Origin of the sequence: Dermatophilus congolensis, assembly GCF_900187045.1 — a bacterium.
GTDB classification, from domain to species: Bacteria; Actinomycetota; Actinomycetes; order Actinomycetales; family Dermatophilaceae; genus Dermatophilus; species Dermatophilus congolensis.
The window spans coordinates 1138160-1154034 of sequence record NZ_LT906453.1 but is presented as its reverse complement, the minus strand read 5'-3'; the positions used below and the strand labels follow the sequence as shown (position 1 = coordinate 1154034).

Below are 15875 nucleotides of genomic sequence, written 5' to 3'. Positions count from 1 at the left end.
TGGCCTTCTTCCATTCCGGGCTCAGGCGAGACGGTCCCACACGGGTGAAGATTCACGGACGTAGCGCAGTTCCTCGTCCGTGATCTCGGCTGGGACCATAGGCCACTGCATGGCTTGGTGTGCGACGACAAAATCAATAACGGCGGGGCGGTCATTGATAGCCATGGCTGCGGCGATGGTGGCATCTACCTCACTGGGGTGTTCACATCTAAAGCCAGCGCAGCCATATGCCTCGGCGAGTTTGACGAAGTCAGGTACGCGCACTGCGCCAGCTTCGGATGCAGCGTGTTGGCCATAGATCAGGCCCTGCCGTGTGCTCAGCATGCCCAGCGAGGAGTTGTTGAGGATGGCGACTTTGATGGGGATATTGTTGACCAGGCAGGTGGCGAGTTCTTGGTTAGTCATTTGGAAACAGCCGTCGCCGTCGATGGCCCACACTGTGCGATCTGGTTCGGCAACTTTGGCGCCCATCGCAGCAGGGACTGCATATCCCATCGTGCCTAGTCCCCCGGAGTTCAACCATGAGGCTGGGCGTTCATAGGTGATGAACTGTGCGGCCCACATTTGATGCTGACCAACACCAGAGACATATGTGGCTTCGGGGCCAACGAGGGTAGAGAGCCGCTCGAGTATGAATTGTGCTGCTAGCTGCCCCTCGGTGGCGCTGTAGCCGAGGGGGTATTGCTGCGCGATCTGGTGGATTTCCTCACGCCAGGGGATGTAATCACCCAGTGCACCCTCGTGTCCTAGTGCGCTTAATAGTTCGATGGTGACGGCTTTTGCATCACCAACGATGGGGACATCTGCGGCTCGGTTTTTGCCGATCTCTGCTGCATCGATGTCGGCATGGATCACTGTGGCGGCAGGGGCGAAAGTGGATGGTTTTCCGGTGACGCAGTCGTCGAACCGGGCACCGATAGCAATAAGAAGATCACATTTTTGCAGGGCCATGACTGCTGCGGCGCAGCCGTGCATTCCTGGCATGCCTAGGTGGAGAGGGTGGGAGTCGGGGACAACGCCGCGCCCCATGAGGGTAGTGACGCAGGGGATGCGGGTTAGGTCAATGAGTCGGCGCAGGTGGTGCCCGGCACCAGCTCGGATGGCTCCGCCGCCGAAGTAGAAAACAGGGCGTTGTGCCGAGCCAATAAGTTTGGCTGCTTCTCGGATCTGTCGTTGGTGAGGTTTGGTGCCTGGTTTATAACCCGGGAGGTCAATTTTGGGTGGCCAGGAGAATTCGGTGTGTGCCCTCTGGGCATCTTTGGTGATGTCGATAAGGACCGGGCCTGGCCTGCCGGTGGAAGCGATATGGAACGCGGATGCGATGACTGCGGGGATGTCATCGGGGTTAGTGACGAGGAAGTTGTGTTTTGTGATCGGCATGGTGATACCGCGAATATCTGCTTCTTGGAAAGCATCTGTTCCGATAGCTGAGCTGGCGACTTGGCCAGTGATTGCTACCAGGGGGACGGAGTCCATGTGGGCGTCAGCGATTGCGGTGACCAGGTTGGTTGCTCCAGGTCCAGAGGTAGCCATGCATACGCCGACCTTGCCGGTGACGCAGGCGTAGCCTTGTGCTGCGTGGCCAGCTGCTTGTTCGTGACGGACCAGGATGTGCCGCAGGCTGGCCGAGCTGAGTAGGGGTTCGTAGGCGGGCCAGATCGCATCGCCAGGCATCCCGAAGATGACGTCCGCGCCCACTGCTTCAAGGGACTTGACGAGACTTTCAGCGCCAGTGACTGCGTGGACCTCACTGGTGGTGTTACGCAGTTCGGCGTTCTTCGCCGTCTTCGGCGGCGAAGGGCGAGGTGCTCGTGAATTTGCCACGGGGATGCCCACTTTCCTGGAGTGTGATTCACAACCTTCGTATGGGCACCGCAGGCTGTCAAAGTTCGGACAGATACGTCTCATCTGCCATGTCACTTATCGACCCACACCACACAACAAAATATGTGATAGATGTCACATTCTTTCCTGTGGATCCGTGGCGCTGGGCGTAATTACTGACCACGGCCATGCACCCACGAAATCCACGTCACAAAAACTTCCGCAACAATCAACGCATCCCGCTCTTACGCAGGAGTTTTCACCCAACGTTAATAACGAAGACCTACCGGAACCTCTCGATACCGTTTACCGTTCCTTGGCAAAGACAGCGATTCACCCCCACGAAGGAGCCGCAATGCGCCCATCCGCTTCGCAGGCTGCTTGGCTGTGCCTAGTCGCTAACGCAATCATCATCATCGTGACCGTATCCCGCGGCACCCATTTCGTATGGCTCACCTGGTTCATCTTCGGCCTGGTCATGCTCATCGGCATCACTGGGGCAATCCTGGGGCTACGCGCTAAAAACATTCCCCTCACCGCGCTCAACACTGCCCTGACCTTGACCGGCATTCCCCTTATCGTCACCCTGGCCTACCTTCTCCACGGCATCTAACCGGCCCTGAAACACCCGAAAACCACGCAATTCCTTTCGGCCGCTTAACAGCTCTTCTACCCACACCAGGCAAGTACCACATGACAGTGGCAGCGCATACTTCACTGCACATTCGCCACTGCGCGATTCGACGACCGCGTCGCCGGAATCACTGAAAGAGCTTTTATGAAAACCAACCTCACCCGCCTGGCACGAGCCTGCCTGTCCACCCTCTCAGCCAGCGCTCTCGTACTGACACTGGCAGGAACAAGCGCCACCGCCGCCCCTGCCGAACCAGCTGCACCAGCCCCCACCACCGCTACTGCTACCGCCGCAGATCCGGCCCTAGACACACTTGTTGCCGGTATCGAGCGCTACCTGGTCAAGAAAGACGGAGAATCCGTCTTCGATGTCGAAAAAGCCCGCCGCGCAGGCGAATCCTCAGAAATCATTGATGCTGGAGAGAAATACAACGAAGTCCGAGACTCCTTCAGCGGCCCCGCTGCCACCGCACGCAGCTTCTCCCTACCCATCTGGGGCAAATACTGCGGACCAGGCCACAGCGGCCCCGGAGACCCCGTAGACACACTCGACCAGCTCTGCAAAGAGCACGACGACTGCTACGGCCAGCGCGCCTACTTCGACTGCCAATGCGACGCCAAACTCAAAGCCGACATCAAACGCCTCTCCCCCACCATGAAACGCAAAGAGCGCATCGTGGCTGCAGCCGTGCGCGTTTGGTTCACCATCTCACCCTGCAAAAAGTAGAAAACGCACTCCCCAGCACAACGGGCCCGCAAGGAAGCACACACCATGCCTACCCTGCGGGCCCGTTCTGTAAGAAACTTCGCTGCGCCCCGCCTCACCCTCGACGGAAAGCAACCAATGCAGACTCCTCACTCGGGAAAGACTCCCAACTACCCGGATGAGCAACCACCGCAGCAGACGCCGGCGGCCACCCATCCTCAGGATGAGCAGACCCTGCCGGAAGATGATCAGCCAACCGACTCGCCAACTGCGGAACCCCCGGGAAATGCCCAATCACCACAACAACATGCGCATCATTAGGCAAAGCATTCACCGACTCGATGATGTCGCGAGCCTCACCGTCATAAATCGCTTTATCGGCCCACAAATCATTAGCGCGCAAGCCACCACGGGTTAACTCTTCCCACGTCTGCACCGTACGCGCTGAGGGCGAAACCACAGCGATATCAGGACGCACATTCTCGCCAACTAGCCACTCCCCCACCATCCTGGCCGCGTTACGACCATCCCGATGCAACGGGCGCTCAAAATCGCCCGCAGGAGAAGAAGACTTAGCCTTCGCATGCCGCATCAGGACAACGACTCGCATGTCCTCCCCTTCTCCGGCGAAACCAGCCAATGCCGACGAAGCAACTAATGAAGAGTCGACCTCAGCGGCACCATGCTCGCCAGCCGCTGAGGCCTGCTGCAGACGCCGACGCATGGCCCCAGGACCCTCAACCGTCTGCACACTCGTCATCGTTTAGCCCTCCACGCCCAAGGTTTCGAGGATCAGCTCACGCACGCGGGCGGCGTCCGCGCTGCCTTTTGTTGCCTTCATTACCTGACCGATCAAAGCACCTGCAGCCTGCACCTTACCGCCGCGAATCTTTTCTGCCACAGAAGGATTCGCAGCAATCGCCGCGTCTACTGCTTCCTGGAGCGCGCTGTCATCATTGACCATGGCCAAGCCACGGGCATCAGCAACCGCCGTCGGCGTACCCTCACCAGCAAGAACACCCTCAAGCACCTGGCGCGCCATCGCATCCGACAGACGCCCCGAAGAGACCAACTGCTCCAACTCAGCAACATCAGCAGGAGCCAGCCCCATATCGACCAACTCACGCTCCTGAGCATTCGCGCGACGCAACACCTCACCCAGCCACCATTTACGCGCCCCAGCCGGGCTAGCACCAGCCAACACGCTCTCATCAATCAGATCCAGCGCACCAGCACCGACCACATCACGCATCTCCAAATCAGTGAAACCCCACTGGCCCTGAAGACGCTCACGACGCAACCCCGGCGGCTCAGGCAGCGTAGCCCGCAACTGCTCAATACGCTCGGCAGTTGTCACAATCGGCAACAAATCCGGCTCCGGGAAATACCGATAATCATCCGCATCAGACTTAGGCCGACCCGAACCAGTAATACCCGTCCCCTCATTCCAGTGACGAGTCTCCTGCAACACCGGCCGCCCAGACTCCAACACCGCTGCCTGACGAGTCATCTCATAACGCACCGCGTCATGCACCGACCGCAACGAGTTCACATTCTTCGTCTCAGTACGCGTACCCAACTTCACCGCAAGCTGCTCTGGCCCCAAACGATCCGCACCAGCACGCGGCCGCAAAGAAACGTTCGCATCACAGCGCAACGACCCCTGCTCCATCCGCGCATCGCTGACCTTCAACGCCTGCATCAACTCACGCAACGCACCCACATATGCCCGAGCCACCTCCGGCGCACGCTCACCAGCCCCATACAAAGGCCGCGTCACAATCTCGATCAACGGAATACCAGCCCGGTTGTAGTCAGCCAGCGAATAATCCGCACCCTGAATACGCCCAGTAGAACCACCGACATGCACCAACTTGCCGGCATCTTCCTCCATGTGCGCACGCTCAATCTCCACCCGGAAAACCGCGCCATCTTCCAACGTCACATCGAGATACCCATTCACCGCAATCGGGTTCTCTGCCTGCGAGGTTTGGAAATTCTTCGTCATATCCGGATAGAAGTAATTCTTCCGCGCAAACCGTGTCACCTGATTGATCTCACAGTTCAACGCCAACCCGATCCGGATAGCCGACTCCACCGCAGCGGCATTCACCACCGGCAACGCCCCAGGCAGCCCCAAACAGACCGGACACACATGCGTATTCGGCTCAGCACCAAAACGCGCCGAACACGAACAAAACATCTTCGTCGCCGTATTTAACTCCACATGGACTTCAAGACCAATCACCGGGTCATACAGCTCAACCACTTCATCGAAATCGATCGTGTCCATCTCCGTAGCGGCAGCAGCCGCAATCGAAGCCAACTCCTTCGCGACCGTGCTCATCGGTCCCCTCCTGTGATGTCAGCAGCCTCACCCTCAAAGGCAGCCACGGCAGCAATAAGATCCGGCATCGACGCCAACACCGGCGCACCCAACCGCTCACGCACAGCCCGCTCCAACCCCGCACCCACACGGTAAAGACGATCATCAGCACGAGCCGGCGCAATAAACTGCATCCCCACCGGCAAACCATCCGCCGACGAAGTACCAACAGGCACACTCATCGCCGGAAGACCAGCCAAGTTCGCCGGAATCGTCAAAGCATCAAGAACATACAAAGCCACCGGGTCATCAATCTTTTCACCCAGCACATACGGAGTCACCGTCGCTGTCGGCGAGGCAATCACATCCACCGACGCAAACGCAGCCGAAAAATCACCAGCAATCAGCGTGCGCACCTTCTGCGCCTGCCCGTAATACGCGTCGTAATACCCCGAACTAAGCGCATACGTACCCAAAATGATGCGGCGCTTAACCTCCGGCCCAAAACCAGCCTCACGCGAAGCAGCCATCACCTGCTCCGCATCCGGCGAAGCCACACCCGCCGGCGCAACCCGACGCCCATACCGCATCGCGTCATACCGAGCGAGATTACTGCTCGCCTCCGAAGGAAGAATCAGATAGTAAGCCGCCACCCCATAACGGAAATGTGGCATCTCAATCTCCACGATCTGCGCACCCGCAGCCTCTAGATCAGCGATCGCAGCAGCATACTGCTCCAACACACCCTCACCGAAACTCTGCGCAGCCTCACCACTGATCAGCTCCGGAATCGCACCAACCCGCAGCCCCTGCAAATCACCACTACGCGCAGCCTCCACAACCGGAGGAACCGGATCAGGCAACGACGTCGAATCCCGCGGATCATGCCCACCCAACACCTCATGCAGCAACGCTGCATCCTCAACTGTGTTCGCGCACGGACCAATCTGATCCAAACTGCTCGCCAAAGAGATCACCCCATACCGGGAAACCCCTCCATACGTAGGCTTCACACCCACCGTGCCCGTAAACGCCGCCGGCTGACGAATCGACCCACCCGTATCAGACCCCACCGCCAACGGCGCCATATGCGCCGCAAGCACCGCCGCGCTACCACCACCAGAACCACCCGGAACCCGATCCAACGACCACGGATTACGCGTCACGCCATACGCAGAATGCTCCGTAGACCCACCCATCGCGAACTCATCCATATTCGTCTTACCCAAAATCGGCATCCGCGCCTGACGAATCCGCTCCACCACCGTGGCGTCATACGGAGGCATCCACCCCTGCAAAAACCGACTCGCCGCCGTCGTAGGCTGCCCCACCGTCGCCGCGATGTCCTTCACCGCAATCGGTACCCCCGCCAACGGCGGCAACTCCTCACCAGCCGCACGCGCCGCATCCACCTCACGCGCTACCGCCAACGCCTCCTGGTCATTACGGTGCAAGAAAGCGTGAACCACACCATCCACAGCATCAATACGGTCCAAAAAAGCCCGAGTGACCTGCTCAGAAGTCACCTCACCGGCACGCATCGCCGCAGCCAACTCAACGGCCGAAGCACGCACAATCTGCTCAGGGGTGCTCAGCATCGGCACCTGCTCCTCACACTCCACAGACGAATCAACAAAAGAAAACGAGCCATCACAGGCCCCAGAAGAAACAGCCACGTCAGTCCTCACCAAGAATGCGCGGCACCACGAAACGGCCATCCTCGGCCTCAGGGGCATTACCCAACACACCCTCACCAGACAAACCCTCACACGGCTCATCTGCGCGCAGCACAGTATTCATCGCCACAGGATTAGCCATCGGCTCCACATCCGCCGAAGCCACCTCACCCACCAACGCGACCGCGTCGAGGATCCCATCCAGCTCACCCGCAAGCCGGCTCAGCTCCTCGTCGTCCATCTCGATACGGGCCAGCATGGCCAGGTGCGCTACCTGGTCTTTCGAAATCGACGCCATGAAACCACCATACGCGGCAAACACCCCCAGCCCCGAGCTGGCCACCATCAACAAGGCTCAACCCCACGCGCAATCTCACACACCCGACGAAACGCCGTCGTCCCCGGCGTCATCACCCCCATATGCCCAGCCGCACCAGACACACACTCCCCAACCCGATGACCACCCACCTCCTCTTCCCACACCCCCGCACCAAAAACCTCCACTCCCACCAAACCCCGCGGATCCACCCCCAACGGCGCAACCCCCACCCCAGACAACAGAAAAACCCACCGCACCGGATCACCCGGAGCAGTACACACAAACCGACGCACCCGACGCACCCGCCCCCACACATCCCACCGCGCATAATCAGCCACCGAACGCACCCCCGGACCCGCCCCCGCAGACCCAAGATGCACCACCACATCAGCAGGCAACCCCACCCGCTCCGCCGCCCCCACCATCGCCGCCCCATAACTATGACCAACCACCGTCACCCGCACCCCTACCGAACCACCAGGCACCCCCAACGCCACTACATCCGAAACCAACGCCCGCCCCGCCGAAACCGCAAACCGCCCCGAAGACGACTCATTCACAATCCCCGTCGGAAACTCATCCCCCACCCAACACAACGCCGCCGTCCGCCCCGACAGATCAGACTCCACCAACACCCGACAACTGCGCTCAGGCATATGAAACCCATACATCCCCGACCCCGTCCCCGGAACAAACACCACCACATTGCGCGTCCGCTCATCCCAACAACCAATCAACTCCACAACATGCCCCACCCCCACCGCATCAAACGCCCACACACACCGCGCCCTACCCCCAGGACGCTCCATCAACAAACGCAGCCACAACCGCACCCGCGCCCGCAAATCACGCCGCACAAACCACGGATAATCCGTCCGCAATGCCACCCACGTCCGCGCCTGCTCCACCCCCGTATACACCGATAACAACCACGACCGCGCCCGCCGCAACACACTCGAAGCATCCCCCACCCGCCTAGCCACCGCCCGCGCCTCCAACTCCACATCAACCACCCGAGCACGCCCCAACTCCGCCCTAATCACCGACGCATTAGCCCTCCCCCGCAACAACGGATCCGCCCCCGGCAACGCACCCACCACCCGCGGCCACAACAACACCAACCGCTCCCGCCCCTGCCACCCCAACGCCACCAACGCCGCACGCACCTCCTCCACTACCCGCACCCCCACCTGCACCCCACCCAACTGACCCCGCATCCGCACCACCGCCGCACGCGCAGCCTCACACTCCACCCCACCCACACCAGCCCCTTCAGCCAACTCCACCACCCGCATCGCCGCCCCAACACCCAACGGAACCCCCAAACCCACCGACTCCAACCCCTCCCGAGCAAAACGCACCCGCACCCCCGGATCCCCCAACACCGCCACCCGCAACACCGGCAACGCCAACCCCGCACACTCCACCCGCGACCCCACCGCCACCTCACCCCCTACCCCCACAACACCCAACACCTGCGACCACCGCCGCACCCCCGCCCGCGGAACCCCACGCACACACTCCTGCACCAACTCCCGCACCCGCACATCCACCTGCGACAACGCATCCGTATGCACCCGCAACTCATCCCGCAACCGCCCCACCTGCCACCACCTACCCACCGGCAACGACTCCAACTCCCCTACCAACCGCGCAACCTGCACACCATGCTCACCCAACGCCTGCGCCAACACCTCACACGCCGAAGCCGCCTGCTCAATCGCCGCAAACACCCCCACTAACTCCGGAGACACCCCCTCATCAGCCACCCCACCCAACACCTCCTGAACCATCCCCACCCCCCGCGACATCTCACGCCCCCGCTGCCGCACAACCTGCGCCAACCACACAAACCCCTCAGGATCCTGCGTCATCCACGGATGCACCACCACCCCAAACAACCGCGCCCTCACCCCTGCTCACCACCAGCAGCAACAGCCTCCACAAAATCCGCCAAATCCGAACACCACAACCCCAACCCCAACACCAAGTCATACGCGGCATGACCAGTCGTAGAACCAGGCAACGCACCATCCAAATACGTCAAATCCCCCGCTAGACCATCACTGCCACCCGCAGCACGAATAACCTCCGCAGCCTGCCGCAACCGCTGCACATCACTGTCATCCATCCCCCCACTCTCGCAGCCAAACACCCCAAAACGACACCATCACGCGCCGAGCAACCCCGCACCAACCCCACCAACAACCACCACAACCCCCGTCACCACAGCAGCCAACACCACCGGAGCCCCACCAACAGCCCGCAACCGCGAAACCTTCACCCCACACCCCAACGCAAACATCGCCGTCGACAAACACACCACCTGAACCCACCGAGCAACCTCCAACACCCCCACCGGCACCACCCCCACACTGCGCACACCCACCGCAACCAAAAAACCCACCACAAACAACGGAACCACCGGCGGCAACGACACCCGCCCCGCCCCACCCCCAGCACGCACACGACGACGCACACCCAACGACAACACCGCCGCCACAGGCGCCAACATCACCACCCGCCCCAACTTCACCATCACCGCCACCGTCAACGCAGCAGGACCCACCACCCCAGCACCAGCAACAACCTGCGCCACCTCATGCGTCGAAGCCCCCACCCACCTACCCGCCTGCACCACCGAAAACCCCACCACCCCAGCCAACACCGGAATCAACGGAATCATCAGCGTGCCAAACAACACCACCAACGCCAACGCCGTCACCACATCAGACTCATCCTTGTCCTCAACCAAATCCTCCACACCCGCCACCGCAGCCGCACCACAAATCGAAGACCCCGCACCAATCAACGTGCGCAACCCACGCGAAACCCCCAACAACCGCCCCACCACCTCAGCAGCAACAAACCCAGCCACCACAACCGCCACCACCAACACCACCGTGCCCCACCCCAACGCCACCACATCCACCAACGAACACGACAACCCCAACGCCACAATCCCCACCCGCAACACCCGCTTAGAAGCCACCGCCATCCCCGGCTCCCACCTACACGGCACCTGCATCACATTCCCCACCACCACCCCCAGCACAATCGCCACCAACAACGCACTCACCGCCGGAACCACCAACCCCACCAGCCACGAAACCCCCATCGCAGCCATCCCCACCAGCACAGAAAACACCAACCCCGGCCACACAACACCCATCCCCACGCCCCTACCTGCACTCACTCCTGCCCCACCTCATCACCCACAGCAGCCGGCCCCCCAGCAAGCAAAGCCACAAACCCCTCCTCATCCAAAATACGCAACCCCAACGACTCCGCCTTCGTCGCCTTCGACCCAGCATTAGCCCCCACCACCACATAGTCAGTCTTCTTACTCACTGACCCAGCCGCCTTACCACCACGAGCCAAAATCGCCTCCTTAGCACCATCACGCGTAAACCCCTCCAATGACCCCGTCACCACCACCGTCAACCCAGCCAACGTCGCCGACACCGACTCATCCACCTCATCGGCCATCCGCACCCCAGCACGCGCCCACGCCTGAACAATCTCCACATGCCAATCAACCTCAAACCACGCACGCACCGACTCCGCAATCACCGGCCCCACCCCATCAGTAGCCGCCAAATCCTCCACCTGCGCAGCCCGAATAGCGTCAATCGACCCATACTTAGCCGCTAACGCACGCGCCGCCGTCGGCCCCACATGACGAATCGACAAAGCCACCAAAACCCGCCACAACGGCTGAGACTTACGCTCCTCCAACTGGTCAAACAACTTATCCGTCGTCACTCGCGGCTTCGAAGGCTCCTTCATCTCCCCCTTAGCCGTGTACTTCGCCGCCGTCCAGAAATACAACTGCTTCTCCGGCGGCAACTCCACCACCTCACCAGCCCGACGCCGCCGCGGCGTACGCCACACCTGCACCCCCTGCAAATCCTCCACCGTCAAATCAAACAACCCCGCCTCACTAGCCAACACCGGCACATCACGAGGCACCCCCTGCTCATCAGCCCACTCAGGCCGCCCCGCCTCCGGGTCAACCAACGCCACCGCACCAGCCTCACCCAAGGCCTCAATATCAAACGCCCCCCTACCCGCGAGCGCGAACAAACGCTCCTTCAACTGGCTCGGGCACGAGCGTGCATTCGGACAACGAATGTCCTTATCGCCCTCTTTCTCATACGCCAACTCAGTGCCACAACTAGGGCAATGCGTCGGCATCACAAACTCCCGCTCACTGCCATCACGCAGATCCGCCACCGGACCCAAAATCTCCGGAATCACATCACCGGCCTTACGCAACACCACCGTGTCACCAATAAGCACACCCTTACGCCGCACCTCAAAAGCGTTATGCAACGTCGCCATACTCACCGTCGAACCAGCCACCGTGACCGGCTCCATCATCCCGAACGGCGTCACCCGCCCCGTACGCCCCACATTCACAAGAATGTCACGCAGCTTGGTCGTCACCTCCTCCGGCGGATACTTATACGCCGTCGCCCAGCGCGGAGCCCGCGAGGTGTACCCCAACCGTCGCTGCGTAGAGGTCTCATCCACCTTGATGACGATCCCGTCAATCTCATGCTCAACGTCATGACGGTGCTCACCGAAATACCGAACCCGCTCCACGATGTCCTCAAACCGGGTCACCGTCACATTGTTCGACGCTGTCGGCAGCCCCCAGCCACGCAGAATGTCGTACGCCTGGCTCTGGCGCTGCACATCAAACCCACTACGCGCACCAATGCCATGCACCAGCATCCGCAACGGCGCCTTACGCGTCTTGGCTGGATCTTTCTGCCGCAACGACCCCGAAGCCGAATTACGCGCATTCGCATACGGCTTCTCCCCGGCCTCCACGCGGGCAGCATTGAATTCAGTAAACAACTCCGTCGGGAAGAAAATCTCCCCCCGCACCTCGACCATCTGAGGAATCGGTACCCGCACCGAATCCTCATCATGCGCATCCGCTGGCTGGGTCAACGTGTGCGGAACACCAGCGATAGTGAGCACATTGGCTGTGACATCCTCACCAGTAACCCCATCACCACGCGTCAACGCCCGCGTCAACTGACCGTTCTCATACAGCAGATTGATCGCCAACCCATCAATCTTCAGCTCGGTCAGGAAATGCAGCTCACCCTCAGCTGTTTCCGTCTCAGCAAGCACGCGATCAAACCACTCCCGCAGCTCAACCTCATCAAACACATTGTCAAGGCTGTACATGCGCTCAAGGTGATCCACCGCCGTGAACTCAGCAGAAACACCGCCCCCCACCTGCTGCGTCGGCGAATCCGGCACCCGCAGCTGTGGATACTGCTCCTCCAAAGCCACTAGGCGCTGATACAGCGCATCGAACTCACCATCAGAAAGAACCGGCTGCTGCTCGTAATACAGCCGCCGGTGTTCCCGCACCTGCTCAGCCAGGTCCTCCCACTGGTGCCGTTGCGCCGACGACAGCTCATCAGCAGCAGAAACGACACCCGCATCAAGGGCAGAAGAAAGACCGGTGCTGTGCGTGGAAGAACTCACTCCCCCATGGTGCCGCACACCACCGGCCTCACTACACAAACTTCAGCCGTTTCTGGCTTTAAGAGAGCCGGAAACTGCCCGCCAACGTATCCAACTCCGCAGACAAACGAGCCACCGTCGCCGCAGATTCTTGCGTGTGACGTGCCTCCTCAGCTGCATGGCTCGCCGAGGAACTCACCGAGCTGATGTTGTTACTGATACCCACCGCAGACTCAGCCGTGTCATGAGCAGAACGACTCATCTCGTTAGTAGTGGCTGTCTGCTCCTCCACCGCCGAAGCGATCGTGGTTTGGCTCTCATTGATGCGTTCAATGATCTGACTAATCGTGATCAGCGCCGCAGCCGTCTCCTCCGCGTCATGCTGAATCGACAACACCCGCTGCGAAATATCTTCCGTAGCAGAAGCGCTCTGCTGCGCAAGATCTTTGACCTCACCAGCAACCACGGCAAAACCCTTACCGGCCTCTCCCGCACGGGCGGCCTCAATCGTGGCATTCAAAGCCAACAGGTTCGTCTGCTCAGCAATTGAAGTGATCGACTTGACCACATCACCGATCTGCGCCGAACTTTCACCCAACTTAGCCACCGTGACCGTGGTCTCTTCTGCAGCCCGCACCGCCTCGCGCGCCACCTCCGAAGCTTTCACCGCCGAACCCGAGATCTCACGGATCGAAGCCGTCATCTCCTCGGTGCCCGCAGCCACCGTCGATGCATCACCGGTCACCGAAGTAGCAGCAGTAGAGGCCGTGTCTGCCGCTGTGCGGGTGTCCTCGGCGTTACGGGAGAGCCGCTCGGCCGTTTGTTGAAGCTGCCCCGACTCACTAGCCAACGAGCGCGCAGTCCCGGCAACCGTGGTGAGGATCTCGTTGAACTGATCGTTCTGGCTATTGAACGCAGTAGCCAGATCATGCAGCTCAGTTACCCCAGCCGGAGTGAGCCGGAACGTCAAATCCCGCGGATCGCGGTTGTTAATGCTGTGAGCATATTCACGAACCACACGACCCATTTGACGGCTGAAAGTCACAAGAACCACGACAAGAGCAGCCGCTAGCACAGCGGCCGAAAGCGCAAGGAAGATCTCGGCAGTTTGACGTGACTTCTGTGCATCTTGGGCAAGCTGCGTTACTCGGTTAGTGAGTGTCTGAACAAACTTGTCAATCGAGCCCATAATCCCAGCAGCCGCGTTCTGGTAATCCTTGCCATACACCAGATCAATAGCGGTTTCACGTTTCTTCGCTGCCGAGAGAGCAGAATCCTGAGCCGTCATATCCCACGCGGCAACCGCTTTAGGCATCTGTGAGGTAGGCACATTTCCAGCCTCAAGAACCAGCCGCATAGCGCGCGTCTCTGCAGCAACAAGAGCCCCCGAATCATCGGAGGCCTTCTTCACCATCGCAAGCTCAGAATCCGGAGTCTCCAGCTGCCGCAAAGTCCCAAGGGCGCGTGCCTGGCGTTTAGTTTCGTCAATTTCTTTCCAATATGCGTCAAGCCATTGCTTATCACCAGTAGAGACATAAGCGCGAACCATATTGGTCAAAAAAGCCGACGATGCAGAAATATCTTGCGCCGCAGCAATCGACGCAAAATGCGTCGAGGCTGCCTTCGTCGAAGCACTGGCAGCGCGCACAGTAAATACCATGCACAGCGCAGCAATAACGGCGAGAATTGCCGTAGCGATCGCAGCTATTCGGGTAATACGAGATTGACTCATGTGAACACGGCCTTCACGAAAAAGGACTCTGGGCCCAGGTTAGGGTTCTTCCCCTATCGGCACCCCCTCCCAGTTCGTGACCCCAGCCAGAGCATCACTCGATCACGCAATCACGTCCTGGCGGAACATCTTCGCCGCATCCACCACCCGTGACTGCACCCCGGCAGCAAACGAGGCCGACACCGCACCAGCCAACCCGCACGCCGGAGTCACCGTAATCAAATCCGCCACCTCAGCCCCCAGCCCGAGCATCCCCAACGGACGCTCCACCTGCTCAGCCAACTCCCGTGCCCCAGGCACCACACCACTCAACGGCACCGGAACACCCGCCCACAGGCCCCCACCGGCCTCCACATGCTCAGCACACTCCTCCCACTGACGCGCACCCAACAACGACACATCCACCGCCACAGCATCAGCCCCCGCCCGGCGCAACAACCCCACCGAGACCCCCGGCGCACAACAATGCATCACCACCGACTCCACCGCGCTGCGCTGCCGCACCTGATCACACATCTGACGCATCACCATCATCGCCTCGTCTTGCCCCACCGCGGCATGACACCGGTACCCCGAAGATGTGCGCAAACTCCCCGACAACACCGCAGGCAAAGACGGCTCATCCAACTGCAGAATCACACTCGCCTGCGGGAAAAGACTGCCGATATGACTCACATGCCCAGCAATACCCTCACCCAATGCTTGGGCAACATCACGCACCGCCCCCTCATCGGCCAACACCCTCTCCCCCCGAAAAAGACGAAGGTTAGCCGCCAACGTCCACGGCCCCACAAAAGAAACCTTGAACAATCCATCCCAGCCATAAAAAGCCGCCGCAACCGCGTCCTTATCCTGCTGCAAAAACGATGACGCCCGCGCCATATCAACCCCAGCACGATCCACCAACCGCCACCCCGACGGCTGCAAATCCACTGCCAACTCAGCCAACACAGCCGCAGAACGCCCAATCATGTCTGCCCCCGGACCCCGCGCCGGCAACTCCGGCATATACGGAACACCCCGCACTCCCGTACCCGCCCAATCCACCGCGCCAACCGTCTGAGCCACCCCATCCACAGCAGCAAAAACGTCAATACCTGCCCACGATCCGATACCAGAAGCTCCAGTCACTGGTACAGATTAAAAGAACACCTATGCTCAGGCCCACC

General features: G+C 60.3%; 13 protein-coding genes. 2 read left to right on the top strand and 11 right to left on the bottom strand.

The window, feature by feature from the left end; genetic code table 11:
* Nucleotides 1–21: 21 nt before the first annotated feature.
* Nucleotides 22–1824: an acetolactate synthase large subunit gene (locus tag CKV89_RS04900; RefSeq protein WP_028327051.1), complete on the bottom strand. Its 1803-nt coding sequence runs from the start codon at nucleotides 1822–1824 to the stop codon at nucleotides 22–24.
* Between the two features lie 355 nt (nucleotides 1825–2179).
* On the opposite strand from CKV89_RS04900, the gene CKV89_RS04895 reads away from it, so the two are divergent.
* The gene (locus tag CKV89_RS04895; RefSeq protein WP_028327052.1) at nucleotides 2180–2437 is read left to right on the top strand and encodes a hypothetical protein; all 258 of its coding nucleotides are present in this window, start codon (nucleotides 2180–2182) and stop codon (nucleotides 2435–2437) included.
* Nucleotides 2438–2602: 165 nt separating this feature from the next.
* Entirely contained in the window at nucleotides 2603–3184 is a 582-nt protein-coding gene (locus CKV89_RS04890) for a phospholipase A2 family protein (protein WP_051277476.1), read from the top strand.
* 94 nt (nucleotides 3185–3278) lie between these two features.
* Here the strand turns inward: CKV89_RS04890 and CKV89_RS04885 are convergent, their stop codons facing one another.
* The 10 genes from CKV89_RS04885 to CKV89_RS04845 form a co-directional block, all read right to left on the bottom strand.
* On the bottom strand, nucleotides 3279–3923 hold the full coding sequence (locus CKV89_RS04885; protein ID WP_028327054.1) for a SixA phosphatase family protein: 645 nt from the start codon (nucleotides 3921–3923) through the stop codon (nucleotides 3279–3281).
* Between the two features lie 3 nt (nucleotides 3924–3926).
* On the bottom strand, nucleotides 3927–5456 hold the full coding sequence (gene gatB, locus CKV89_RS04880; RefSeq protein WP_034401058.1) for an Asp-tRNA(Asn)/Glu-tRNA(Gln) amidotransferase subunit GatB: 1530 nt from the start codon (nucleotides 5454–5456) through the stop codon (nucleotides 3927–3929).
* A gap of 50 nt (nucleotides 5457–5506) precedes the next feature.
* Nucleotides 5507–7087: an Asp-tRNA(Asn)/Glu-tRNA(Gln) amidotransferase subunit GatA gene (gatA, locus tag CKV89_RS04875; RefSeq protein WP_034400919.1), complete on the bottom strand. Its 1581-nt coding sequence runs from the start codon at nucleotides 7085–7087 to the stop codon at nucleotides 5507–5509.
* Nucleotides 7088–7166: 79 nt separating this feature from the next.
* Complete coding sequence (gatC, locus tag CKV89_RS04870) at nucleotides 7167–7463, bottom strand: Asp-tRNA(Asn)/Glu-tRNA(Gln) amidotransferase subunit GatC (RefSeq protein ID WP_028327057.1); 297 nt, start codon at nucleotides 7461–7463, stop codon at nucleotides 7167–7169.
* A 47-nt stretch (nucleotides 7464–7510) separates the two neighbouring features.
* Nucleotides 7511–9397 (bottom strand): alpha/beta hydrolase, encoded by a 1887-nt coding sequence (locus tag CKV89_RS04865; RefSeq protein ID WP_154657623.1) that lies wholly within the window; start codon nucleotides 9395–9397, stop codon nucleotides 7511–7513.
* Nucleotides 9394–9615, bottom strand: a complete 222-nt coding sequence (locus CKV89_RS11775) for a hypothetical protein (protein WP_154657624.1) — start codon at nucleotides 9613–9615, stop codon at nucleotides 9394–9396. Before CKV89_RS11775 ends, CKV89_RS04865 begins: the two co-directional genes overlap by 4 nt.
* 39 nt (nucleotides 9616–9654) lie before the next feature.
* Nucleotides 9655–10680, bottom strand: a complete 1026-nt coding sequence (locus CKV89_RS04860; protein WP_231935453.1) for a YeiH family protein — start codon at nucleotides 10678–10680, stop codon at nucleotides 9655–9657.
* A complete protein-coding gene (gene ligA, locus CKV89_RS04855; RefSeq protein ID WP_028327060.1) occupies nucleotides 10677–12995 on the bottom strand; it encodes an NAD-dependent DNA ligase LigA in 2319 nt (772 codons plus the stop codon). Before ligA ends, CKV89_RS04860 begins: the two co-directional genes overlap by 4 nt.
* Before the next feature lie 58 nt (nucleotides 12996–13053).
* Nucleotides 13054–14706, bottom strand: a complete 1653-nt coding sequence (locus CKV89_RS04850) for a methyl-accepting chemotaxis protein (RefSeq protein ID WP_051277477.1) — start codon at nucleotides 14704–14706, stop codon at nucleotides 13054–13056.
* A 102-nt stretch (nucleotides 14707–14808) separates the two neighbouring features.
* Entirely contained in the window at nucleotides 14809–15837 is a 1029-nt protein-coding gene (locus CKV89_RS04845) for a uroporphyrinogen decarboxylase/cobalamine-independent methonine synthase family protein (RefSeq protein WP_028327061.1), read from the bottom strand.
* Nucleotides 15838–15875 lie beyond the last annotated feature (38 nt).